General features: G+C 59.5%; 23 protein-coding genes. 8 read left to right on the top strand and 15 right to left on the bottom strand.

Annotated elements, in window-relative coordinates:
• Nucleotides 1-127 precede the first annotated feature (127 nt).
• Nucleotides 128-472, top strand: coding sequence for a hypothetical protein (locus tag FGF54_RS07590; protein WP_065660851.1), 345 nt, complete (start codon nucleotides 128-130; stop codon nucleotides 470-472).
• A gap of 58 nt (nucleotides 473-530) precedes the next feature.
• Here the strand turns inward: FGF54_RS07590 and FGF54_RS07585 are convergent, their stop codons facing one another.
• From FGF54_RS07585 to FGF54_RS07575, 3 genes are read right to left on the bottom strand one after another with little or no spacing between them, the layout of a single operon-like run.
• On the bottom strand, nucleotides 531-1463 hold the full coding sequence (locus FGF54_RS07585; RefSeq protein ID WP_142779347.1) for a DMT family transporter: 933 nt from the start codon (nucleotides 1461-1463) through the stop codon (nucleotides 531-533).
• Nucleotides 1464-1514: 51 nt separating this feature from the next.
• Nucleotides 1515-2183 (bottom strand): DsbA family oxidoreductase, encoded by a 669-nt coding sequence (locus tag FGF54_RS07580; protein WP_142779346.1) that lies wholly within the window; start codon nucleotides 2181-2183, stop codon nucleotides 1515-1517.
• Nucleotides 2184-2228: 45 nt separating this feature from the next.
• Nucleotides 2229-4076, bottom strand: a complete 1848-nt coding sequence (locus tag FGF54_RS07575; RefSeq protein ID WP_142779345.1) for an extracellular solute-binding protein — start codon at nucleotides 4074-4076, stop codon at nucleotides 2229-2231.
• Between the two features lie 307 nt (nucleotides 4077-4383).
• On the opposite strand from FGF54_RS07575, the gene FGF54_RS07570 reads away from it, so the two are divergent.
• Complete coding sequence (locus FGF54_RS07570; RefSeq protein ID WP_003523420.1) at nucleotides 4384-5040, top strand: invasion associated locus B family protein; 657 nt, start codon at nucleotides 4384-4386, stop codon at nucleotides 5038-5040.
• A 92-nt stretch (nucleotides 5041-5132) separates the two neighbouring features.
• On the opposite strand, the gene hspQ is transcribed toward FGF54_RS07570, so the two are convergent.
• The 4 genes from hspQ to FGF54_RS07550 all read right to left on the bottom strand — a co-directional run bounded on the left by hspQ (nucleotide 5133) and on the right by FGF54_RS07550 (nucleotide 8386).
• Nucleotides 5133-5462: a heat shock protein HspQ gene (gene hspQ / locus FGF54_RS07565; protein WP_003523419.1), complete on the bottom strand. Its 330-nt coding sequence runs from the start codon at nucleotides 5460-5462 to the stop codon at nucleotides 5133-5135.
• Between the two features lie 88 nt (nucleotides 5463-5550).
• A complete protein-coding gene (locus tag FGF54_RS07560) occupies nucleotides 5551-6471 on the bottom strand; it encodes a DMT family transporter (protein ID WP_142779344.1) in 921 nt (306 codons plus the stop codon).
• A 95-nt stretch (nucleotides 6472-6566) separates the two neighbouring features.
• Nucleotides 6567-7976 carry a type I glutamate--ammonia ligase gene (gene glnA, locus FGF54_RS07555; RefSeq protein ID WP_003523416.1) on the bottom strand — a complete coding sequence of 470 codons (1410 nt, stop codon included), beginning with the start codon at nucleotides 7974-7976 and terminating at the stop codon, nucleotides 6567-6569.
• A gap of 71 nt (nucleotides 7977-8047) precedes the next feature.
• Nucleotides 8048-8386, bottom strand: a complete 339-nt coding sequence (locus FGF54_RS07550; protein WP_003515720.1) for a P-II family nitrogen regulator — start codon at nucleotides 8384-8386, stop codon at nucleotides 8048-8050.
• 358 nt (nucleotides 8387-8744) lie between these two features.
• On the opposite strand from FGF54_RS07550, the gene FGF54_RS07540 reads away from it, so the two are divergent.
• The gene (locus tag FGF54_RS07540) at nucleotides 8745-10217 is read left to right on the top strand and encodes an NAD(P)H-hydrate dehydratase (RefSeq protein ID WP_142779342.1); all 1473 of its coding nucleotides are present in this window, start codon (nucleotides 8745-8747) and stop codon (nucleotides 10215-10217) included.
• Between the two features lie 260 nt (nucleotides 10218-10477).
• On the opposite strand, the gene FGF54_RS07535 is transcribed toward FGF54_RS07540, so the two are convergent.
• Nucleotides 10478-11518, bottom strand: coding sequence for a GlxA family transcriptional regulator (locus FGF54_RS07535; protein ID WP_003523414.1), 1041 nt, complete (start codon nucleotides 11516-11518; stop codon nucleotides 10478-10480).
• A 271-nt stretch (nucleotides 11519-11789) separates the two neighbouring features.
• Nucleotides 11790-12008: a hypothetical protein gene (locus FGF54_RS07530; protein ID WP_059760262.1), complete on the bottom strand. Its 219-nt coding sequence runs from the start codon at nucleotides 12006-12008 to the stop codon at nucleotides 11790-11792.
• A gap of 126 nt (nucleotides 12009-12134) precedes the next feature.
• On the opposite strand from FGF54_RS07530, the gene FGF54_RS07525 reads away from it, so the two are divergent.
• Nucleotides 12135-13073: a LysR family transcriptional regulator gene (locus FGF54_RS07525; protein ID WP_020810641.1), complete on the top strand. Its 939-nt coding sequence runs from the start codon at nucleotides 12135-12137 to the stop codon at nucleotides 13071-13073.
• Between the two features lie 54 nt (nucleotides 13074-13127).
• Here the strand turns inward: FGF54_RS07525 and FGF54_RS07520 are convergent, their stop codons facing one another.
• Together FGF54_RS07520 and FGF54_RS07515 are read right to left on the bottom strand one after the other, a co-directional pair.
• A complete protein-coding gene (locus tag FGF54_RS07520; RefSeq protein ID WP_142779341.1) occupies nucleotides 13128-14048 on the bottom strand; it encodes a methylenetetrahydrofolate reductase in 921 nt (306 codons plus the stop codon).
• 90 nt (nucleotides 14049-14138) lie between these two features.
• Nucleotides 14139-14915, bottom strand: a complete 777-nt coding sequence (locus FGF54_RS07515) for a formyl transferase (protein ID WP_142780175.1) — start codon at nucleotides 14913-14915, stop codon at nucleotides 14139-14141.
• A 192-nt stretch (nucleotides 14916-15107) separates the two neighbouring features.
• On the opposite strand from FGF54_RS07515, the gene FGF54_RS07510 reads away from it, so the two are divergent.
• Together FGF54_RS07510 and FGF54_RS07505 are read left to right on the top strand one after the other, a co-directional pair.
• Nucleotides 15108-15269 (top strand): entericidin A/B family lipoprotein, encoded by a 162-nt coding sequence (locus FGF54_RS07510; protein WP_004442283.1) that lies wholly within the window; start codon nucleotides 15108-15110, stop codon nucleotides 15267-15269.
• Nucleotides 15270-15375: 106 nt separating this feature from the next.
• On the top strand, nucleotides 15376-16140 hold the full coding sequence (locus FGF54_RS07505; protein WP_142779340.1) for a phosphodiester glycosidase family protein: 765 nt from the start codon (nucleotides 15376-15378) through the stop codon (nucleotides 16138-16140).
• A 9-nt stretch (nucleotides 16141-16149) separates the two neighbouring features.
• Here FGF54_RS07505 and FGF54_RS07500 read toward each other — a convergent pair whose 3' ends face one another.
• On the bottom strand, nucleotides 16150-16500 hold the full coding sequence (locus FGF54_RS07500) for a hypothetical protein (RefSeq protein ID WP_142779339.1): 351 nt from the start codon (nucleotides 16498-16500) through the stop codon (nucleotides 16150-16152).
• 391 nt (nucleotides 16501-16891) lie between these two features.
• On the bottom strand, nucleotides 16892-17158 hold the full coding sequence (locus FGF54_RS27180) for a hypothetical protein (protein ID WP_162935857.1): 267 nt from the start codon (nucleotides 17156-17158) through the stop codon (nucleotides 16892-16894).
• On the opposite strand from FGF54_RS27180, the gene FGF54_RS07490 reads away from it, so the two are divergent.
• Nucleotides 17157-18560 carry an L-serine ammonia-lyase gene (locus FGF54_RS07490; protein WP_142779338.1) on the top strand — a complete coding sequence of 468 codons (1404 nt, stop codon included), beginning with the start codon at nucleotides 17157-17159 and terminating at the stop codon, nucleotides 18558-18560. The two genes, FGF54_RS27180 and FGF54_RS07490, sit on opposite strands and share 2 nt — an antisense overlap.
• Before the next feature lie 65 nt (nucleotides 18561-18625).
• Nucleotides 18626-19060 carry a DUF1489 family protein gene (locus FGF54_RS07485; protein WP_142779337.1) on the top strand — a complete coding sequence of 145 codons (435 nt, stop codon included), beginning with the start codon at nucleotides 18626-18628 and terminating at the stop codon, nucleotides 19058-19060.
• A gap of 82 nt (nucleotides 19061-19142) precedes the next feature.
• Here FGF54_RS07485 and FGF54_RS07480 read toward each other — a convergent pair whose 3' ends face one another.
• Both FGF54_RS07480 and FGF54_RS07470 read right to left on the bottom strand, forming a co-directional pair.
• Nucleotides 19143-19751 carry a transglutaminase-like cysteine peptidase gene (locus FGF54_RS07480; protein ID WP_035260634.1) on the bottom strand — a complete coding sequence of 203 codons (609 nt, stop codon included), beginning with the start codon at nucleotides 19749-19751 and terminating at the stop codon, nucleotides 19143-19145.
• Between the two features lie 714 nt (nucleotides 19752-20465).
• On the bottom strand, nucleotides 20466-21083 hold the full coding sequence (locus FGF54_RS07470; RefSeq protein WP_003508056.1) for a PilZ domain-containing protein: 618 nt from the start codon (nucleotides 21081-21083) through the stop codon (nucleotides 20466-20468).
• Between the last annotated feature and the right edge of the window lie 89 nt (nucleotides 21084-21172).

Genomic DNA, 21172 nt, shown 5'->3' with positions numbered 1-21172 from the left:
GGCTCAGCAAAAATTACGCCGATGTAACGAAACGGACATGCGCTGGTAGTCTTCACGGGCGTAGTCTCAGCTCCATACCCGGTGCGGCGGATCGGTAGATGCCGCCGGGTGATGAAGGAGCAGGACGATGTGGACCAACATCAACAGGTTTGCCACCGCTGGTCTGGTTGCCTTGACAATTGCGGGCACCACAATTGCCACCACCAGCCAGGCGGAAGCGCGCAATAATTTCGGCCGCGGCCTTGCCGCCGGCATTGCCGGCACGATCATTGGCGGAGCGCTGATTGCGGGTGCAAGACATCCCGGCTACGCTTATGGCCCCGCATATTACGCGCCCGCCTACGGTCCACCCGTTTATGCCGCACCGGCCTATGGCCCGCCGGTTGTTTACCAGCCGGCCTACCCGCGCTGCCACGTGGCGTGGAGGCAGAACGCCTGGGGCGATATGTATCGGGTCAGGGTTTGTGATTGATCGAATGCCATGCCGGCGACGCGAATACGCGTTGCCGGTTCTTCGCATTCGTTAGGCTTCAGCGCCCGTCTTCCGGCGTGATGCCGACGGCCACGTTCTGGTCGGTGGCGGCGATCGAAGCGGGCAGCGGCACTTTTCTCTGTTTCTCGCGGATCAGCGTCAGCAGGCCGGAACCGACGATGAGGGCGATGCCGACCAGCATCCATCCGTCGATACGGTCGCCGAAAATCAGATAACCGAACAGGATGGCCCAGAGCATCTGGCTATATTGCGTTGGGCCGATCATGGCGGCGGGCGCATAACGGGCAGCATACATGACCAGTACGTTGCCAAGAGCGCCGAGCAAGCCATATCCCGCCAGCAGCAGCCATTGCTCGCCGGCTGGCATGACAAAAGTCGGCACCATGGCGATGCCGCTTATGGTGAGACAGCCGAGCACACCGGCCCCATAAAGTGAGACGTTCTTTTCCGACGGTCCCATGGCGCGGAAGATGACGATGCTGAGCGCACCGCTGAAGCCACCGATGATGGCGCCGAGGTGGCCGACGCCGAGTTCGCGGAAGCCCGGCCGCAGGATGACCAGCACGCCGAGGAAACCGATGATGACGGCCGACCAGCGCTTGATGCCCACCTGTTCCTTCAGGAACACCACCGACATGATGGTGACGAAGGAAGGGAGCAGGAAGATCAGCGCGAAGGCTTCCGCCATGGAAAGATGGGTGAAAGCGGTCACGCTGCCCACCGCGCCGGTGCCGGCGGCAAAAAAGCGGATGATCCACAAAGGCCGGTTCGTCGTCTTCACCACATCCACCCAGCGATCATTGCGCTTGCGGATGAAGGGAAGGGCGACGAGGCCGAAAAGGGCGCCGAAGAAGGCCGATTCGATGGGTGAAATCTGGCCTTCTATGAGTTTAACGCTTGCATCGCTCCAGGCGTAGGCAGCGAAGGCGGCAAAGGCAAGCAGAATGCCTTTCAGGGTCTGGTCGGACACGGAAACACCGGCGAAAAATCGAGTTGATGAAAACCGCCGGTGGTTTGACCGTCAGTTCATCGATCTATGCTCGTCCGCCTTGATTTTTGCAATATCCCGCAGTGCAGCAATCAATACATCGGGCGTTTGTGCACCGCTTATGGCGTATTTCTGGTCGATGATGAAGAAGGGCACGCCGGCGACGCCCATTTGCTGCGCCGCATCGATTTCGGCGATGACGGTGTCCTTGTCGGCGTCGGAGGCGAGAAGCCGCGCCACGACCTTGGCGTCCATGCCGGATTTTTCGGCCACATCGGTCAGCACCGCGTGATCGCCGATGTTGCGCCCTTCCTCGAAATTGGCCTTGAACAGGGCGGTGACGACCTTTTCCTGAACGTCGCGGCCTTCGGAATGCGCCCAGAGCGACAGCCGATGGGCGTCGAGCGTGTTCGGGCCGATCTTGATCGCATCGAAATCATAATTGATGCCGACTTCCTTGCCGAGCTGTACAAGCGTGGCATGCGCCTGTTCGAGGCGTTCCTTGCCGAGTTTTTCCTCGAGAGCGGCTTTCTGGTCGACGCCTTCTGGCGGGTAATCCGGGTTGAGGCGGTAAGGACGCCAGTTCACGTCGACGCTGATTTCGTCCTGCACCTCGGCAATGGCGAGATCGAGCCTTGCCTTGCCGAGATAACACCACGGGCAGACCATATCCGATACGACGTCGACAACGATGCGTTCCATGGTTTTATCTTCCCTTTTCTCTGCCGGGGATGGGTGCGGTGCGGTTTATTGCGCCCGCGCATCCCACCAAGTCTGTTTCTGATTGCCGGATATCGGCGTCATATCCGGGCGGTCGATATATTTCCAGCGGGCCACCCATTGCGCGCCGATATAATAGAGCGGAATGACATAGTGGCCGGCAACGAGAAGGCGGTCGTAACCGCGCACCGCCGCCTGAAAATCCTCCGTCGACCTTGCCTGCAGCAGGGCCTCGATCATGCGGTCTATATCGGGATTTGCAGCGCCCGCATAGTTGAAGCTGCCCTGCGCATCCCGCGAGAGCGAACTCCAGCGGTTGAGCTGTTCCATCCCCGGTGAGAGCGAGGAGGGCAGGGAGCGGATGATCATATCATAGTCGAAGCTGTTCGAGCGGGCCTGATATTGTCCGTCATCGACCGAGCGGATGCCCATGGCGACGCCGATCAGGTTGAGCGAGCGCTGATAGGCAAGCGCGATGCGCTCCTGCGCCGGGTTCTGCGTCATGATTTCGAAGGCAAGCTGACGGCCGTTGACGTCGGACATCCTGCCGTTCTTGATGCTGTAGCCAGCCTCTTTCAGCTTGTCGACGGCCATTTTCAGAACTTTGCGGTCCGCGCCAGTGCTGTCGGTGGTCGGCATGGCATAGGTTCCCGCCAGCAGTTCCGGCGGCATGGTTTTCGCCGCGTCGCCAAGCAGGGCAAGCTCGCGCTCGTCTGCGGCGTTGCCATAGGCGCCGAGCGGGGAGTTCTGCCAGTAACTCTGTGTGCGCTTGAAGGAGCCGCCGAGGATGTTTTTGTTCATCCATTCGAAATCGAGCGCATAGGACAGGCCCTCGCGCACCTTTTCGTCGGCGAAGACGACGCGGCGGGTGTTGAAAACGAGACCGAACATGCCGGTGGGCAGGCGCGGCTGGAAGACGTCCTTGACGATATCGCCGCGATGGACGGCCGGGAAATTGTAAGCCTGTCCCCAGTGGGAGGTATCGGAAGTGCCGTTGATGGCGTCGCCTTCAGGATAAATGTCGATATCGCCCTTCTTGAAGGCTTCGAACATGGTGGTGACCTGAAGGAAATAGGTGACGCTGATCTCGTCGTAATTGTCGAAGCCGACCTTGCCGGGAATATCCTTGCCCCAATAATCCGGGTTCCGCTCCCAGATGATTCGTTCGCCCGGCCGCAGGGTTTTGATTCGGTATGGACCCGAGCCGACGACAGCGCCGAGGCCCGCCTGCTCGAATTTTTCCGGATCGATCGCATGTTTCGGCAGGATCGGGGTGGAGGAGGCGAGAATGAGCGGCGTTTCGCGGTTCGCTCTGTCATTGAAGGTGAAACGCACGCTGCGATCGCCGATTTTTTCCAGCTTCGCCACGCCGTCCAGACGGGTGTTGAAGGGTGGGCGGCCTTTTTCCTTCAGGAGGTTGAAGGTGAAGATGACGTCATCTGCGGTCACCGGCTCGCCGTCGGACCATTTTGCCTTCGGGTTGAGGTTGAACTGGACGAAGCTGCGCTCCTCATCCCACTCCGCGGTTTCGGCGAGCAGGCCGTAAAGGCTGAAAGGCTCGTCGCTGGAGCGCAGCATCAGCGGTTCGTAAAGAAGATTGCCGAATTCCGGGTCCCAGACGCCGCGTGCGGTGGTGCGCATTCCCTTGAGAACGAAGGGATTGAGGCTGTCGAAGGTGCCGACGACGCCATAAGAGATTCGGCCGCCTTTCTTCACGTCCGGATTGACGTAAGGGAAGTGGCGGAAATCTGCCGGCATGGCAGGCGTGCCATGCATGGAAATGCCGTGAAGCGGCTGTGCCAGGGCGGTTCCGGCGGGAAGCAGGGATGATCCCAGAAGGAACAATGCGGGGATGAAGGCCGCAAGGTTGCGCATGTCACTATCCTGTCTCAACGGTCAGTCCGATATGTGGACCTGACCGGTTTATCGTCATGATTCTGGCAGATATGTAGCACACGGACATTGCATGACCCATGCAACGGCGGGAAATCTTGGGTCAGCTCAAGAAAAAGTTAAAGAAGTGCTGGATATCGCCGCGATCGGCATGTAACAGGGGGACCGGAAGAGACGGGTCACGCATTTGCCTCATTTAAACGACAGTTGAACGGGCAGAAGGATACCGCCATCGGCGAACAGGATCTTGCGGTTCTGTTCTGGCAGACATTCAGGAGACGGAACTCTTATGATGCACAAGGCAAACACATTCACCCGGACGGCTCTGTCCGCTCTGGTCCTTTCTCTCGGCGCAATGTCCGCTCCGGCCATCTCGCAGGCGCAGGATGCCGCGCCCGCCGCTCAGGGCGCTGGCGCTCCGCCGCTCGGCTGGTTCAAGACCTGCTCCAAGCAGGAAGACAACGATGTCTGCGTCGTGCAGAACGTGGTTCTTGCCCAGAACGGTCAGATGATCACCGCCGTCGGCCTCATCACCGTTGAAGGCAAGGTCAACCGCAAGCTGCTGCAGGTCTCCGTTCCGACCGCGCGTCTCGTTCCTCCGGGCGTGATGATGCAGATCGACGGCGGCAAGGGCCAGAAGCTCGACTACGCCGTTTGCCTTCCCGACAAGTGCACGGCCGAAGTTCCGCTGACGGACGCCATGATCGCTTCCCTGAAGAAGGGTAGCGAGGTGGTCTTCACCTCCATCAACTTCCGCCGCGCTCCGAACCCCATCAAGATCGCGCTCTCCGGCTTCACCGGCGCCTATGACGGCCCGGCGATCACCCAGTCGCAGCTCGCCGAAAGCCAGCGCAGCCTGCAGGAAGGCATGCAGAAGAAGGCTGAAGAGGCCCGCAAGAAGCTGGAAGCTGCACAGGATGCTGCCAAGGGCGCGCCGAAGCCCTGATCGCAGAGTAAGCTCCAAAAGCAGGAAAACCGGTCTGGCGACAGACCGGTTTTTTTATGCCCTTGGGAGGGAGGGGAGAAATTTGGCGGGCGTCAATGCGCCGTCGACATTTTCGGGCGCCATTCGCCGTTCGGCGCCTTGTCGAAGATGCGGCCGATATTGGGGTTTCGGAGCGGCGTCTCGTTTTCGTCGTGGACGAGGTTCTGTTCGGAAACATAGGCGACATATTCCGTCTCCTCGTTTTCGGCCAGAAGATGATAGAAGGGCTGGTCGCGATCCGGCCTGATTTCCGCAGGGATGGCGTTCCACCATTCCTCGGTATTGGCATATTCCGGGTCCACGTCGATCACCACACCGCGGAACGGAAACACCTTGTGGCGGACGATTTCGCCAAGCGTGAATTTTGCGTTTCTTTGTTTCATGGCATGTACTTCCTTTCCCAATACTAGTTGGTATCGGAATGCGAAATATCAAGACCTAGCGGTTTTGGCGCCGGTCTGCCGTCCGCGTTCAGCGCCTTCTGCCGATGGGCGCGGTGGCGATGATGACGCCACCGGTGACCAGCACGATGCCGATGGCGTGATAGGTCTCGAAAGTCTCCCCCAGGAACGGCGTTGCCATGAGGATCGAGACCGGCGGCATCATGTAAAGCGTGATGCCAGCGGTGGCGGGCCCGAAGACGCGCACCGTATGGGTGAAGCAATAAAAGGCCAATAGTGAGGCGAACAGGATGATGCCGCCGATCTTGGCCCATGCCATTGGCGTTGCGGGCAACATGCCGCCCTGCGCCAGTTCCAGCGCCGCCGGCGGCAGAAGCACGAGCGCGCCGGAAAAGGCGATCAGGCCGAAAAGGCTGAAAGAGGCCATCTGCCGTGCGGCGGGATCGCGCAGCAGCAGCGAATAGACCGCAAAGGCGATGGCCGCCGTCAGGATCGCGAAATCGCCAATGTTGAAATTCAGGTGCCAGAGAGCGGACATATCGCCCTTGAGCACGATGGCCGCCACGCCGGCAAAGGCGATGACCATGCCCGCCACTTCCAGCTTCCGGATCGGGCGGCCCTGGAAGACGCGCTGGAACAGGATGATGAACAGCGAGGACGTGGTGTAGATCAGCGTGCCGTTGGCGGCCGTCGTCATGGTCAGCCCCCAATAGACCACGCCGCCGCAGATGCCCATGCCGAGAATGCCGAGGACGAGCCAGAGCAGCGTCTTCCGCCGCACGAAGGCAAGGCAGTTGCGCCAGTCGGCGATCATGAAGGGGGCGATGATGAGGGTCGAGCCGATCCAGCGGATGAAGGCGGCGATGAAAGGCGAGACTTCGCCGACGACGCCACGGCCGAAAATGACATTACTGGAGAAAAAGAACGGCACCGCCAGAAAGATGAGCCAGTCCGAAAGGCGGGTTTGCTGAGAGGCTGGCTTGTTCGACATTGTTCGCGATATGGCTGGGCTTCAAAAGAAAACGGCGGCCTCCTGGGAAGCCGCCGCGATGGAAAGGGACGCCCTGAGAGCGTCCCGAATGCCGATCAGGCCGAGTAGTACATGTCGAATTCGACCGGATGCGGGGTCATTTCGAAACGCATGACTTCCTGCATCTTCAGCTCGATGAACGAGTCGATCTGGTCGTCGTCGAACACGCCGCCGGCGGTCAGGAACTTGCGGTCCTTGTCGAGGCTTTCCAGCGCTTCGCGCAGCGAGCCGCAGACGGTCGGGATCTTCTTCAGTTCCTTCGCAGGAAGGTCGTAAAGGTCCTTGTCCATCGGCTTGCCGGGGTGGATCTTGTTCTTGATGCCGTCGAGGCCGGCCATGAGCATGGCCGCAAAACCGAGATAGGGGTTCTGGGTCGGGTCCGGGAAGCGGACTTCGACGCGCTTTGCCTTCGGGTTGGAGCCGAAGGGAATACGGCACGAGGCGGAACGGTTGCGCGCGGAGTAGGCGAGCAGAACCGGCGCTTCATAACCCGGCACCAGACGCTTGTAGGAGTTGGTGGTGGGGTTGGTGAAGGCGTTGATGGCCTTGGCGTGCTTGATGATGCCGCCGATGTAATAGAGGCAGGTCTCGGAAAGGCCGGCATATTCGTCACCTGCGAAGGTCGGCTTGCCGCCCTTCCAGATCGACTGGTGAACGTGCATGCCCGAGCCGTTGTCGCCGAAGATCGGCTTCGGCATGAAGGTTGCCGTCTTGCCATAGGCATTGGCGACCTGGTGCACGACGTACTTGTAGATCTGCATCTTGTCGGCGCTGGAGACCAGCGTGTCGAACTTCACACCCAGCTCGTGCTGTGCGGCGGCCACTTCGTGGTGGTGCTTTTCGACGACCACGCCCATTTCGGCCAGAACCGTCAGCATTTCGGAGCGCATGTCCTGCAGGCTGTCGATCGGCGGAACCGGGAAATAACCGCCCTTGACGCGCGGACGGTGGCCGAGGTTACCGGTCTCGTAATCCGTGTCGTCGTTGGACGGCAGTTCGGACGAATCCAGCTTGAAGCCGGTGTTGTAGGGATCGGCCTTGTACTTCACGTCGTCGAAGACGAAGAATTCCGGCTCCGGGCCAACGAAAACGGTGTCGCCGATACCCGACGCCTTGAGGTAGGCTTCGGCCTTCTTGGCGGTGCCGCGCGGGTCGCGGTTATAGGCTTCGCCCGAGACCGGGTCGAGGATGTCGCAAAGGACGACCAGGGTGGACTGGGCGAAGAACGGGTCGATATGGGCGGTGGCCGGATCGGGCATCAGCACCATGTCGGACTCGTTGATGGCCTTCCAGCCGGCGATCGAGGAGCCGTCGAACATGACGCCATCGGCGAACATGTCTTCGTCCACACAGACAACATCCATGGTGACGTGCTGCAGCTTGCCCTTGGGGTCGGTAAAGCGCAGGTCCACGAACTTGATGTCGTTATCCTTGATCTGCTTCAAGATATCGTTTGCGGTCGTCATTTAAACGTTTTCCTTGAGTGTGATGATGACGAGGTGAAAACCCAAGCCTCCCCGGCTCGGGACGTTCTTGATTATATGGCGTCCACGCCTGTTTCACCGGTACGGATGCGGATGACTTCCTCGACATTGGAAACGAAAATCTTTCCGTCGCCGATACGTCCTGTCTGCGCCGCATTGCGGATCGCCTCGATGACGGCTTCCGCATTCTCATCCGCCAATACGACTTCGACTTTCACTTTCGGCAAAAAGTCCACGACGTACTCCGCTCCGCGGTAGAGTTCCGTGTGGCCCTTCTGACGACCAAAGCCTTTTGCTTCCGTGACCGTGATTCCCTGAAGTCCGACTTCCTGAAGGGCTTCCTTCACTTCATCGAGCTTGAAAGGCTTAATGATCGCTTCGATCTTTTTCATGAGAAAATATCTCTCCGCTTCTCCCGTTAAAGCAGGTAACTCCCGCTCTGCCACAAGAATGCACGTATTGTGCCAGATCGGAAGCGGGCTTGAAGAAAAAACTTCGATCCCCCGGCTTTCCGACACAAAATGTATTCGCTTTTTGCGCTTTTCCAGCCAATTTCTCGCGGAAACCCGAAAAATCCATCAGCATTTCTGTGAATTTGTATTATTTTAGTTTTTTTGAATATTTGGAAAGGCGCGAACGGAGGAACGGCTGTTTGTTTATATTTTATGCATTTGTCTATTATTTAGACATGGCTATTTGCTTATTTTTGTATCGATTGCCTTTCCGGCGTTTTGAAGGGATGATCGGGACATGAAATCCCCGCACCTCTTCCTGATCGACCCTGTTGCCATGGCCCGCATCGATGCGGCGGCCGGGCAATCCGGCATTCCTCTTTATGACCTGATGGAGCGGGCGGGGCAGGCGGTTGCGGCCTCAGCGCTGCGTCACTATCCGCAGGCGCAGCGTTTCGTCGTGCTCTGCGGCGGCGGCAACAATGGCGGCGATGGTTATGTGGCGGCGCGGGCGCTTTTACAGAGCGGGGCGGTCGTCGCGGTTCATCATCTCGGCGATGTCGGCGCGCTCAGGGGCGATGCGCGGACGGCATTCGAGCGGAGCGGCGCGGCGCCGCTGCCGCTTGACGGCTATGCGCCTCTTGCCGGCGACGTGGTGATCGATGCGGTGTTCGGGGCCGGATTGTCCCGCGATGTTCCGCAGGAACTCATACGGGTGATCGAGGCGGTCACGCGGGCGAAGGTGCCGGTTCTCGCCGTCGACCTGCCCTCGGGCCTCTGCGGCAGGCGGGGCGTGCCTCTCGGCGCTTCGTTCAGGGCCGAGCGGACGGTGACCTTCATGGCGCGCAAGCCGGGTCATCTGCTGATGCCGGGGCGGGAGCTTTGTGGAACGCTCGAGGTGTTCGATATCGGCATTCCGTCCCGTATCCTTGATGCCCATGCGGGATCGGTTGCGGAAAATAGCCCGCTGATCTGGCGGGATGCCTTGCCTCATGCCGATATGGAAACCCATAAATTCCGTCGCGGGCATCTGACCGTCTTTTCCGGCCCGGCCCATGCGACGGGCGCAAGCCGCATGACCGCGCTTTCGGCACTGAAGGCGGGGGCGGGGATCGTCACCATCGCTGCGCCGAGGCAAGCGCTCGACGTGCTCTCCGTCACGCTGACGGCGGTGATGAACGCGCCGGTGGACGATGCCGACGATCTACGGTCGTGGCTGGACGATGGGCGTCATGGCACTTTCGTTCTCGGCCCGGGTTTCGGCGATCTCGAAAAGGCGCGGCAATTCGTATCCCTGCTTGGAGACAGGGCTGTGGTGCTGGATGCCGATGCAATCACGGCTTTCAGGGATCATAAGGAGGCCCTGTTTGCGCGTGTCACGTCAGGCACGGGCAAATTCGTGCTGACGCCGCATGAGGGCGAGTTTGCACGACTGTTTCCCGATCTTGCCGCCGACAGGATGCTGAGCAAGATCGAGAAGGCGCAGGTCGCCTCGGCGCGCAGTGGTGCTGTACTGGTCTACAAGGGCGCGGATACGGTGATTGCCGCGCCGGATGGCCGGGCGCTGGTCAACACCAATGCTCCCGCGAGCCTTGCGACGGCTGGGTCAGGCGATGTGCTGGCCGGTATCATCGGCGCGCTGCTGGCGCAGGGCACGCCTGTCTTCGAGGCGGCTGCGGCCGGTGTTTGGCTGCATGGCGAGGCCGCCCATAGGGCAGGCGACGGTTTGACGGCGGAGGACCTTGCTCATGCGGTTCGGCCGTTTGGGTGACTTGGTCTGATTGTGTTGGGGCAGTCCTGTGGACCGGGTCTTTGCTGGCCGCTCGCTGAACCTGCGATTTTACCACAGTTTTATCATCCGCACTCCGTCACCCCGGGCTTCGGGATCCAGCGCGATCACGTCCTTGATCTCAAGAGACTCTTCTCACGGCGCAGACGCGCCGTGGCTGGATTCCGGATCTAGTCCGGCATGACGGAGGAGAGGTTTGTCCTTGAAGCAAGTCCGTCGCGTTTGCGGCATTCAGCCCGCATTCAATGCGCAGCCTTGCCTGCCTGGCTCGCCGTCGCCATCCGCGAGGCGCTGATAAGGAGTTTGCGTTCGGCGCGCTCCTGCTGCGGCGTGCGATTGTAGATTTCGCGATAACACTTGGAAAAATGCGAGGCGGAGACGAAACCGCAGGCGACGGCGACTTCGACCACCGGCATGGCCGATTGCACCAGCAGGTGGCGGGCGCGGTCGAGGCGGATTTCGAGATAATAGCGGGCGGGCGAGCGGCCCATTTCCTGGCGGAAGAGGCGTTCCACCTGCCGGCGCGACAGATCGGCGGCGTCGGCGATGTCGAGCAGCGACAGCGGTTCGGCCAGATTGCCTTCCATCAATTCGATGATCGACAGAACCTTGCTGTTCTGCACGCCGAGGCGCGCACGCAGCGGCAGGCGCTGGCGGTCATTGGGGCTGCGCACCCGGTCGGTCAATTGCTGTTCGCAGACGCGGTTGACGAGATTTTCGCCGAAATCCTGGCCGATCAGGCTCAGCATCATGTCGAGCGAGGCCGTGCCGCCGGCGCAGGTATAGATGTTGCTGTCGACTTCGAAGAGGTCGGCATAGACTTCCACCTGCGGGAAGGCCTCGGAAAAACCGGGCAGGTTTTCCCAGTGGATCGCGCAGCGCTTGCCGTTCAAAAGGCCCGCCTGTGCGAGAATATGGGCGGCGGTACAGAGGCTGCCGATGGCGATGCCGCGATTATAGGCTTCGCGCAGCCAGGCATTGACGGATTTGTTGATGTGTTGATCCACATCGATGCCCGAACAGATGATCGCCATTTCAGGGCGGTTTTCGCCGCTGACATAGCGCCGCTCATCGGCAAGACAGGTGTCGGGCTCAAGACAGATGCCGCTTGACGACATGACCTTCTGGCCATCGAGCGAGGAGAGGCGCCACTCATAGGCCTGATAGCCCAACATTCGGTTGGCGATGCGAAGCGTTTCAACCGCTGCGGCGAATGGCAGCATGGTAAATTGCGGAATGAGAAAAAAGACGATTGAGCGCTTCTTCTGGGAGTTTCTGCTCATTTGCCCGTGCTCCGTTGCGAATACGCAATTCCTCCCTTGGAATTGGTCTTCTGGATGTCCTGTTTACGACATCTTTAACGAAAAATACGCCGTGGAATCGGGGCTGTCAAAAAATAGCTTTTGAAATATGCAAATTTTGCGACAAGCCTTTAAAAAAGGCGGTGTGTCGCATGTAAAACAGGCAGGCTATTTTGCGCCCTTGTCCTTCCATTCGAAGGACGGGCAGGGATGGCTCGCACGTCCAGAAACGTTGCGAGCCACCGGTTGAATGTCATCTGCGGATGACGTTTATGCGGCTGTTGTCCGTCGTCGGCCATCCGATATCCTTCAATGTTTCAGGCGGCAATGCTTCCAGTGCGCGAAGCATTTTTTCGCGGCGCCATGCGGCGTAACGGGCGGCAACATGGTCGGACAGGCGATGAAGCCAGCCGCTGGATGACGGACGGTGCGAGGAACGGTTCGCCACGGGGAGATAATGTATCATGGTCATGTCTTGATCCTTTCCTGAACCACGATCCTGTTTGCGACTTCGGTATGCGCTTGCCGACGAGGCTAAATCCGCCCCGTCAATCGATGTCCCGGATGGTGCGCGCTTGTTGACATTCAATCAAACGAAATGATATCCATCTATAAATCAAAATATTTGAAGGTGCGTGCCATGACCGTGACTTTCCGCCAACCGCTGCCGTTGCTGGATAACGACATATTGAGAACCTTCGTCGCCATCGCGGAAACGGGAAATTTCTCCACCGCCGCAGAAGTGGTGTTCAGAACGCCCTCTGCGGTTTCCATGCAGATCAAGAAGCTTGAAGAGCAGTTGAAAACGACGCTTTTCCTGCGCGATGCCCGTTCGGTGACATTGACGGCGCATGGGGAGACGCTTCTGACCTATGCGCGGCGCATGATTGCGCTGTCCAACGAGGCCGTGTCGCGTTTCGTTATGCCCGAGCTTTCCGGCGTCGTCCGTCTCGGTGCACCGGAGGATATTGGCGAGCGTGGCCTGCTGCCGGGCATTCTCAAGCGTTTTGCCGAGGCTTTCCCCGGCATCATGATCGACGTCACCATCGATTCCAGCTCCAATCTTTATAAGCGCATGGATGAGCAAAGGCTCGATCTCGCCCTCGTCAACTGTGCCTCCCATCCCCTTCGGGATACGGGCGAGGTGCTGATGCGCGAGCGTCTCGTCTGGGCGGGCGCAAAATGCGGCACCGCCTATCTGCGCGACCCGCTGCCAATCTCCATCTGGGAGGAGGGCTGCATCTGGCGCTCGGAAGCGATCCATTCGCTGGAAAAGCGCGGCCGCAATTTCCGCGTGGCCTATCTCAGCGGCCATACCATGGCGCAGCGCGCGGCGATTGCCGCCGATCTCGCCATCGCGCCGCTGCCGCGATCCTATGTGCAGAACGACATGGTGATTCTGGGCGACAAGGAGGGCCTGCCGGAACTCGGCTGTTTCGATATCCGCCTGATTATGGGTGACAAGGCGTCCCGCCCTGTTCTTGCCGTGGCTGAAAGCATTCGAAACGCTTTTGTCGAAGTCGCCAAGGCGGCCTGAGGTCTTGGAGGTGCGCGGCGGCCGTGGCCCGTCGCGCCGTTAGAATCGCGGTTTTTAGCCCGCCATCGAATCCGGCGATGCCGAACGGTCCGCTGCGCCGGTTTGCCAGCTTCCGCGCTTGACCAGCCAGTCGGCCGAATTCTGCAATCCGCCGAAGGGGAAGACGTGAATTTGCCGGATCGGCCCTTGCGGATTGGCCTGCCAGTGCCGCTCGATGGGTCCGACGATGCTTTCCGGCGAATGGCCCTTGGCAAGCGTCGTCAGCGAAAGCGCGTTCTTCTTGAGATAGGCGATGGAATTGCCGACGCCGCAAAGCGCGGCATATTTCAAGAGCGTCGTGATCTTGGCCGGGCCGGAAACGCCGATATGCACCGGAAGCTCGATGCCTGACGCCGCAAGTCCTTCCGCCCAGGCGATGAAACGCGCGGGATCGAAACCGAACTGGGTGACGATGCGCATTGCGGCATCGCTTCTTTCCGCAAAATCGCGTTTCAGCCTGAGTGCGGCCATCGCCGCTTCGTCGTTGAAATCGGGGCTGCCTTCCGGGTGGCCGGCGATGGCGATCTGCCTTATGCCGCAACGGTCGAAAATGCCTGACGACAGCATGTCCATGCTGGATGCGAAGGGACCGGCCGGCCGGTCGACGCCGCCGCCGACAACCAGAACATCGGTTACGCCCGCTTCTCCGGCAAGCCGTTTTACCTGTTCCTCAAACGCTGCGCGGGAGGGGATGCGCCGCGCTGCAAGATGCGGCACCGGCTCGTAACCGAGGTCGCGCAAATGTCCTGCGGCTTCAACGAGCCTTTCCTGCGAGGCCGCTCCAGTGTCGGTGAGATAGACGCGCACACCCTGTGGAAAGAGACCGGCAAGGTCAGTCGAACCAAGCACCTGCGCGGGCGAGGCTTCGATGGAGGCGGGAATGATGGAAGCGGCGGAAATATCGGGCAATTTGTGCGTGATCCTTTTTATTATCATGCACCTATTTTGCGGCGAAGTCTGTGCCTGTTGCGGCAAGACAGGCTTGCATCTGCGACGAAGCTCGGCCCCAATCCCTGACGCGCGGTCTCACCAGATCCGTTTCGTCAGGCCATTCCATAGCCATGTCCAGATGGTCGGCGGGAAGCGCAGTATCGATTTGCCGGGTGAGGGCGGCTGCGGCGCAAGGCTGCCGGAAAGGGCGTCCTCGATGGCGCTGACGGCGATATCCACCGAAGCGGCGGTCAAAAGCAGCGGATAGGTGGCAATCGTGTCGGAAGGGGATGGTTTCAGCCGCTTCTCGTAGAGCGTGGCGCCGGTATCCACGCCCTTGTCGACCAGATGCACGGTCGCGCCGAAATTGCCGCGGTCTTTTTCCACCAGCGCCCAGTAACCGCCCATCTGCCCGCGATAGGCGGGGTTGATGCCGGCATGGAAATTGATGACCGGGCATTGCAGGGCCTGAAGCGTGGTCGGTGTCAGCAGGCGGCAGGAAATGGTGAAGATCGCTGCCGGTTTCAGCAGATTGGCGGCCTTGCGGCATTCCTCATCGTTGAGCGAGGCGAATTGGGTGACGGGAAGGCTGTGGTGAAGATCGGGAGAAAGGCCGTGTTCGGCGATGATCGCATCGCTTCTGCGAACCGTGAAGCGTTTGCCGAGCCGCGAGGCGATCATCGTCGCCATCTGGCCCGCAGCGACAATCCAGCCGAGCCGGCGCGCGCGCCGCCTGAGAATGACCGATTTGCTTTCCGGCTGCTCCATGAAAACATGGATGTCGGGAAATCGGGCCGCCAGCGCATTGATCATGACATTGGGGTTCACCCCGCCCGCCGTCATCACCAGAAGCCGATTGTTGATGTCAGTCATATCACCCACGGGATTTTCCTAAGCCATGATCCAGACGCCGAGTTTCACGCGTGAACTTCAAAACCATGTTAATTTTCATCGACAGGATTTTTTGAAATGCCGCTGGAACGGATTTTTGGGACTCACGTTATTGTGACGCATATTACATCGGTACTTGCCTTTGGACGGCAAGTCATAGGGGAGTAGTTTCACATGATCACACGCATTCTTTCGACCGTTTTCGTGGCTTTGTTGACCGTTGTCACCCTGAGCTCCTGCGGTAACACCATTCGCGGCATGGGTCGTGACACGGCGAACGCCGTCGACGCGACGCAGGATGCAGGCCGAAGTGTGGACCGCGCCGCCCGTCGCTGACGACATCTCCCCTTAAAGGTCCGGCGTCATCCTGAAACACGGGTGACGCCTTTTCTTTGACCGAATTTTCCTGCGAATGTGCCCCGACGAGAATCACGGGGCGGGCATGAACGGATCGATGAAAAGACTGGCGAAACTGCTGTTGCCTTTGCTGTTGCCGTTTTCGGCTCAGGCCGGCGGGCAGGCGGATTTCTGCAGGATCATGGACCATGCGGGCGGTCGTTATACGGTCTGCAGTTTCGATCCGGCAAAAAGCACCATCCGGATTTACGACCGCGATCATGTCTCCGGTGAGGGATACGGTTCGTTTGCCGCTCTCTCGTCGGCGCTGTGGCGGCAGCACATGTTCAGCGTCTTTGCCATGAATGGCGGCATGTACCATTCGGACTATTCCCCCGTCGGGCTCTTTATCGAAAATGGCATCGAACGCTCGCCGATCAGCACCGGCGGCGGCTGGGGCAATTTTCATCTTCTGCCCAATGGCGTGTTTTATCTGAAGGGGGCCGCGGCCGGCGTGCTGGAAACGCAGGCCTATCTGGCAGCGGATCCCAAGCCGGACTTCGCCACGCAATCCGGGCCGATGCTCGTCATCGATGGCAAGCTGCATCCGCGCTTTCTGCCCGATAGCGACAGCCTGAAGCGACGCAACGGCGTCGGCGTTTCCCGCGATGGCATGGTGCATTTCGCCATTTCGGAAAATACCGTGCGCTTTTACGATTTCGCCACGCTGTTCAGGGATGTTCTGGACGCGCCGAATGCGCTCTATCTCGACGGCACCATATCCAGCGTCGATATTCCCGCAATGAAAAGGCGGGACTCGCTGTTTCTGATGGGGCCGATCATCGCCGTTGTCGACAGGGTGCCGGATTAGCCTGAACGATCAGATCGGCGCCTTGGGATAGGCTTTTTCGAGACCGGCCGATGCCGTCAGTCCCTTGCGGAAGGCGAGATAGGCGGGGTGCTGGCTCGCCCTTGCGGTTTCCGCGATGCGAATCTGCAGCCGGGCAGGGGCATTGCCGCCAAGCCATTCGCCGGTTGTTTCCAGCTTCAGGCTGTTGAGGAAGCGGGCATTGGTCTGCTGGTCGAGATAAAGATTGAGGCCTGCCAGCAGGTTTTCGTCCTGCAGGGCGTTTTCCATCAACAGCAGCACCCAGGCTTTATCCTCGCTTGCAAGCGAAGTGAGCTTCGATGCGACCGTTTCGCGATCAGGGAAGGAGGATGCCTGCTGCATGGGGTGACTCGCATCGTTGCCGTTGCCATCGTCGATAAAGCACAGGTTACGCCCTTTCAAGGCGCAGTATTTCAGCGCGGGAAGTTCGACCGTAACGTGCCGGCGACCGGGGTTTTCAACAGGCGTTTGTGCATAAGCTTTAAATAACGGTTACACTTTAGTCCAAATTGCGGCGATCGCCAAAATGGCGCTTATACGGGCCCCACGCTAACGCCTTGTTTTTTCACATACCTATGCACGGGGCGAATGGCAGCCTGTCAAAAACGCCTTCATTTAGCCGCTTTTTGCATTTGCCTTCGCCGCCGGATTTTAATAAATGCTTGCCTCAACGGGCCGGGTCTTGAAGATCCCCCGGAGAGTGAATAGCTGGAGTAATCATGGAAGAAACCGCTCAGAAATCCTGCTGGGGCGTCACCTTGCGCGCACTTGCAGGCTTTGCCGCTTTTCTCGCATTGACGTACATTTTTGGCAGCCCATAAGCATCTCTCCTGAATGACGGGTTTTGAAACGGCGCGGTTTTCCTTTGGAAACCGTGCTGTTTTCGTTTGAAGGCAATTATGTCGCAGCTGCGCAAACCGCTGACGCTCTTTTGTGGCGATCCGTTTCGGCTTTGGATATGATGGTGGTGGAATCCATTCTTATTCAAGGCGAACTTCATGTTTCTTTCGGTCTTTGACGTCTTCAAGATCGGTATCGGTCCTTCGAGCTCCCATACGATGGGGCCGATGACGGCAGCCAACCGCTTTCTGGCGCTGATCCTCAGCGATGAGTGGCCGCGGCCGGCCGGCGCGGCGGTTGCGCAGCTGAAGGTCAGCCTGCATGGCTCGCTCGCCTTTACCGGCATCGGCCACGGTACCGGGCGTGCCGTCATTCTCGGCCTCACCGGCGAACGGCCGGATATCGTCGATCCCGATGCGATGGACGCCATCATCGAAACGGTGGAAAAGGCCGGCACCGTGACGCCGCCCGGCCATCCGTCCTATGCGTTCCGCCCGGCCGAAGATCTGGTCTTCGACAAGAAGAACCCGCTGCCCGGCCATGCCAACGGCATGACCTTTTCGGCCTTCGACAATCAGGGCAGGCTCCTCATCAAGCGCATCTATTATTCCGTCGGCGGCGGTTTCGTCGTGACCGATACGGAGCTGGAGGCGATCAAGCAGCGCGGCAAGACCATCGATAACGGCCCGCGCGTGCCTTATCCCTTCGCCACCGCGCGGGAAATGCTGGATATGGCGGCCCGTTCCGGCCGCACCATCGCCCAGATGAAGCGCGCCAACGAGGAGACGGTGGTTTCCCGCGAGGAGCTGAACGAACGTCTCGACCAAATTTGGGAAGCGATGAACGGCTGCATCGAGCGCGGGCTGAAAGTGGACGGCATCATGCCTGGCGGCCTGAAGGTGCGCCGCCGCGCCCGCTCCATTTACGAGAAGCTGAATGCGGAATGGCGCAGCAACCGGCTGAACCCCGTCATGGCCAATGACTGGCTGAGCGTTTACGCCATGGCCGTGAACGAGGAAAATGCCGCCGGCGGCCGCGTGGTGACCGCGCCGACCAACGGTGCGGCAGGCGTTGTTCCTGCCACCGTCAGATATTTCCGGCATTTCCATGAGGATGCGAGCGTCGATGACGTGCGCGACTTTCTGCTGACGGCGGCCGCCATCGGCGGCATCATCAAGCACAATGCTTCGATTTCAGGCGCGGAAGTGGGCTGTCAGGGCGAGGTGGGCTCGGCTTCCGCCATGGCGGCGGCAGGCCTTGCCGCGGTCATGGGCGGATCGCCGGAACAGGTGGAAAATGCCGCCGAGATCGCGCTCGAGCATCATCTCGGCATGACCTGCGATCCGATTGCCGGGCTTGTGCAGGTGCCGTGCATCGAACGTAATGCCATGGGCGCGGTGAAAGCGGTGACGGCGGCCTCGCTGGCGCTGAAGGGCGACGGCCAGCATTTCGTGCCGCTGGATGCCTGTATCGAGACCATGCGCCAGACCGGCAACGATATGAGCGAGAAATACAAGGAAACCTCCACCGGCGGCCTTGCCGTGAACGTTGTGGAGTGCTGAGCGGGCAGGGCGTCAGGCAGGGTTGCCATGCTTGACGCCCGCCGCAAAAAGGCATTGATAGAACCATGCCTCTACATCTCATCAAACTTTGCGTCGGCGCGGGTTCAATCCAGGACTTGAGAGACTGGGTCGCGCATCGCGCTCTGACCGCAATTGCCGCGGGCTTTGAGCCGCACAGCGTCCACACCACCCGCATGATCCCGAAACGTGTCGAGGAATTGCTCGAGGGCGGTTCGCTCTACTGGGTCATCAAGGGGCAGGTGCAGGCGCGGCAGAAACTTCTCGATATCCGCTCCTTCAAGGGCGAAGACGGTATCTCCCGCTGCGATCTCATTCTCGGCCCGGAGGTTATCGAAACCTCACCTGCGCCGAAACGCCCGTTTCAGGGCTGGCGTTACCTGAAGGACGACGAGGCGCCCCGCGATCTCGGCGGCGGCACGGGCGGCGAGGATATGCCTTCCGATCTCAGGCGGGAACTGGCGGAGCTTGGGCTGCTCTGACGCTTAACGGATTTGAACATGAAAAAGCCGGCATCCTTGCGGAGCCGGCTTTTTCATTTGGGGAGACGGGTCGGTCGTGCGGTCAGTTGATGCCGCCGACCGCATTGGTGGCGCGGCCATCCTGAATTTTGACCCAGCGGCCGGGATTGGCGGTGTCCTGGCGCTTCAGGTAGGTATATTCGGTTTCCGACCAGTTCATGACCTTGTTGCGCATGTTGTCGAGAACGAAATCGCCACGATCGGTGCGGACGGTCAGAACGGCGTGGCCTTCGCCATTCGGCTGCAGAACCACGGTGATCAACAGGTTGGAAGCGGAGAAGCCCTTGTTCATCAGCATCTTGCGCTTCAGGAGCACGAAGTCTTCGCAATCGCCGACCGTGGTGGGATAGGCCCAGCGTTCTTCGACGCCATAGATTTCCATGTCGGTCATCGGCGTGATGGTGGTGTTGACGGTGTAGTTGACGTCGAGCATCGTCTTCCAGCGCTCTTCGGTCAGCTTCATCGGGCCGTTGTCCAGCGAGGTCGGCTGGCATTCGCTCTGATAGGTCTGGCAGAATTCATAGTGGCCGATCGGCGGGTTGGCCTTGCCGATGACGCGCATGACGGCGGCCGGCGAGGCGCTTGCCTGATGCGCGAAGGCGCTGACGATGAATGCGATCAGAGTGAAAACGAAACGGTTGTTCTTGTTCATTGCTTGTCTCCCCGTGGTGAGGAGACATTCGCAGGTATATTTTGACCCGGCGGAAATTTGCGAAGCGCAATTTGAGCTTAAATTTCAGCAAATTAGCCGTTGTTTTGAACTGTATTCGAACTAGTTTTTATGCGTGTTTGAAGCAAATTTTATTACAATTTTACGCATCCTGGCTTTAGGCTTTTGGTAGCCATCTAGACCGCTGTATTGACAGCGGTTTTCGGCGTCCTGCGGTTTCCGTGGTCGCGCACGGCCGGTTGGCGGCGCGTGGCTAAGAGGTGGATTTCCCGTTTTGGGATGGCTGTTTCAGGTTGATACAGGCCGGAAAAAGCGACAAAAAAACTTCAAAAAAACTGCATTTTTTCTGGAAAAAAGTTTTGCGGAGCGGTTTTCGCGCCGTGGATGAGCTAGCCAATGGCGCAACATGTTCCGCCGCGCTCATCCTTTTTACCGACTATGGTGGGTCCGGGCTGGTCTGCCGCATGCCGTAGGCGTCAGGGCGTGAAAATGGAAGTTCGGTAGCGAGAAATGGAGAATGAGGCGCCTGACGCCAGGAGCGGCTGGTGAACCCGATATGGCCGAAGACGGAGCATTGACTGCCAAGGCGCCGTCCGGGAATCTTCGCAATTATGCGATTGGGCGAGCGCAAAACGCGCCAAAAATGCCGCACGCATTCTTACGGGCGCAAAACCTGTCGTGTTCGGGTGGAACTACTTAGAGAAATTCGATCAGTGCGTCGGGCGATTGGACGCGGTCGAATTCGACGGCGACGCCTTCCATGAAGTGGCGCACGATCTTGCCGCTCATGTTCTTGCCGAGCTGGACCCGGCTTCCGAGCGGCGGCCGGTTTTCGATCTCGATTGCCGCGCCCGACAGGGAAAGGTCGATCAGCCGGCAGGCGACGAGCACGCCGTCTTCCAGAACGAGCTGGGCTCTCGCATTGCGCGGCGTCAGGCGGTCGTGGCGACGGTCTTCCGGCAGGCCGAGCAATTGACGCTTGGCGATCCAGGCGAGCTGCGCGGCGAGTTTTTCCCGCTTGCGCTCCGGCGCGTTGATGGCGATGAGGAAGCCCGATGCGGTGAGCGATGTCACCGTGCCTTCGATCCGGCCGATATGCTGGAGATAGGCGATGACGCGGTCACCGTGGCGGGCAATGCCCGAGCAGGTGAACTGCGCCCTTTCGGCGGTCATCTCGGTCGCAGTGCAATCATATTCTTCATGGTCGGGCAACATCAGGCGGCCGGTGAAGGACACACGGACGGCGTCGTCGAGATGAGCTTCCTCAACCGGACGCAGGATTTGGGCGGTGTTGACCGAGCGGGACGAAAACATGGGCAGCGCAATTGTAATGAATGATGACGGTAAGTTTCTACCCTGCGCGAGTTAACAGACTGTATTGTTTAATCTCTACAATTTTTCTG

The sequence above is a fragment of the Agrobacterium sp. T29 genome (assembly GCF_006970545.1).
Lineage (GTDB): Bacteria > Pseudomonadota > Alphaproteobacteria > Rhizobiales > Rhizobiaceae > Agrobacterium > Agrobacterium leguminum.
This window is presented reverse-complemented; position numbering and strand designations above follow the sequence as displayed.

Bases quoted from the DNA above. Each gene is read 5' to 3' on its own strand.
- FGF54_RS07480 (WP_035260634.1), bottom strand. From the start codon at position 19,751: ATGAACAAGAACAACCGTTTCGTTTTCACTCTGATCGCATTCATCGTC.
- FGF54_RS07530 (WP_059760262.1), bottom strand. From the start codon at position 12,008: ATGACCATGATACATTATCTCCCCGTGGCGAACCGTTCCTCGCACCGT.
- glnA (WP_003523416.1), bottom strand. From the start codon at position 7,976: ATGACGACCGCAAACGATATCTTGAAGCAGATCAAGGATAACGACATC.
- FGF54_RS07590 (WP_065660851.1), top strand. From the start codon at position 128: ATGTGGACCAACATCAACAGGTTTGCCACCGCTGGTCTGGTTGCCTTG.
- FGF54_RS07525 (WP_020810641.1), top strand. From the start codon at position 12,135: ATGATATCCATCTATAAATCAAAATATTTGAAGGTGCGTGCCATGACC.
- FGF54_RS07520 (WP_142779341.1), bottom strand. From the start codon at position 14,048: ATGATAATAAAAAGGATCACGCACAAATTGCCCGATATTTCCGCCGCT.
- FGF54_RS07575 (WP_142779345.1), bottom strand. From the start codon at position 4,076: ATGCGCAACCTTGCGGCCTTCATCCCCGCATTGTTCCTTCTGGGATCA.
- FGF54_RS07505 (WP_142779340.1), top strand. From the start codon at position 15,376: ATGAACGGATCGATGAAAAGACTGGCGAAACTGCTGTTGCCTTTGCTG.
- FGF54_RS07580 (WP_142779346.1), bottom strand. From the start codon at position 2,183: ATGGAACGCATCGTTGTCGACGTCGTATCGGATATGGTCTGCCCGTGG.
- FGF54_RS07540 (WP_142779342.1), top strand. From the start codon at position 8,745: ATGAAATCCCCGCACCTCTTCCTGATCGACCCTGTTGCCATGGCCCGC.
- FGF54_RS07500 (WP_142779339.1), bottom strand. From the start codon at position 16,500: ATGCAGCAGGCATCCTCCTTCCCTGATCGCGAAACGGTCGCATCGAAG.
- hspQ (WP_003523419.1), bottom strand. From the start codon at position 5,462: ATGAAACAAAGAAACGCAAAATTCACGCTTGGCGAAATCGTCCGCCAC.
- FGF54_RS07560 (WP_142779344.1), bottom strand. From the start codon at position 6,471: ATGTCGAACAAGCCAGCCTCTCAGCAAACCCGCCTTTCGGACTGGCTC.
- FGF54_RS07570 (WP_003523420.1), top strand. From the start codon at position 4,384: ATGATGCACAAGGCAAACACATTCACCCGGACGGCTCTGTCCGCTCTG.
- FGF54_RS07490 (WP_142779338.1), top strand. From the start codon at position 17,157: ATGTTTCTTTCGGTCTTTGACGTCTTCAAGATCGGTATCGGTCCTTCG.
- FGF54_RS07515 (WP_142780175.1), bottom strand. From the start codon at position 14,915: ATGACTGACATCAACAATCGGCTTCTGGTGATGACGGCGGGCGGGGTG.
- FGF54_RS07510 (WP_004442283.1), top strand. From the start codon at position 15,108: ATGATCACACGCATTCTTTCGACCGTTTTCGTGGCTTTGTTGACCGTT.
- FGF54_RS07485 (WP_142779337.1), top strand. From the start codon at position 18,626: ATGCCTCTACATCTCATCAAACTTTGCGTCGGCGCGGGTTCAATCCAG.
- FGF54_RS07550 (WP_003515720.1), bottom strand. From the start codon at position 8,386: ATGAAAAAGATCGAAGCGATCATTAAGCCTTTCAAGCTCGATGAAGTG.
- FGF54_RS07470 (WP_003508056.1), bottom strand. From the start codon at position 21,083: ATGTTTTCGTCCCGCTCGGTCAACACCGCCCAAATCCTGCGTCCGGTT.
- FGF54_RS07535 (WP_003523414.1), bottom strand. From the start codon at position 11,518: ATGAGCAGAAACTCCCAGAAGAAGCGCTCAATCGTCTTTTTTCTCATT.
- FGF54_RS27180 (WP_162935857.1), bottom strand. From the start codon at position 17,158: ATGAAGTTCGCCTTGAATAAGAATGGATTCCACCACCATCATATCCAA.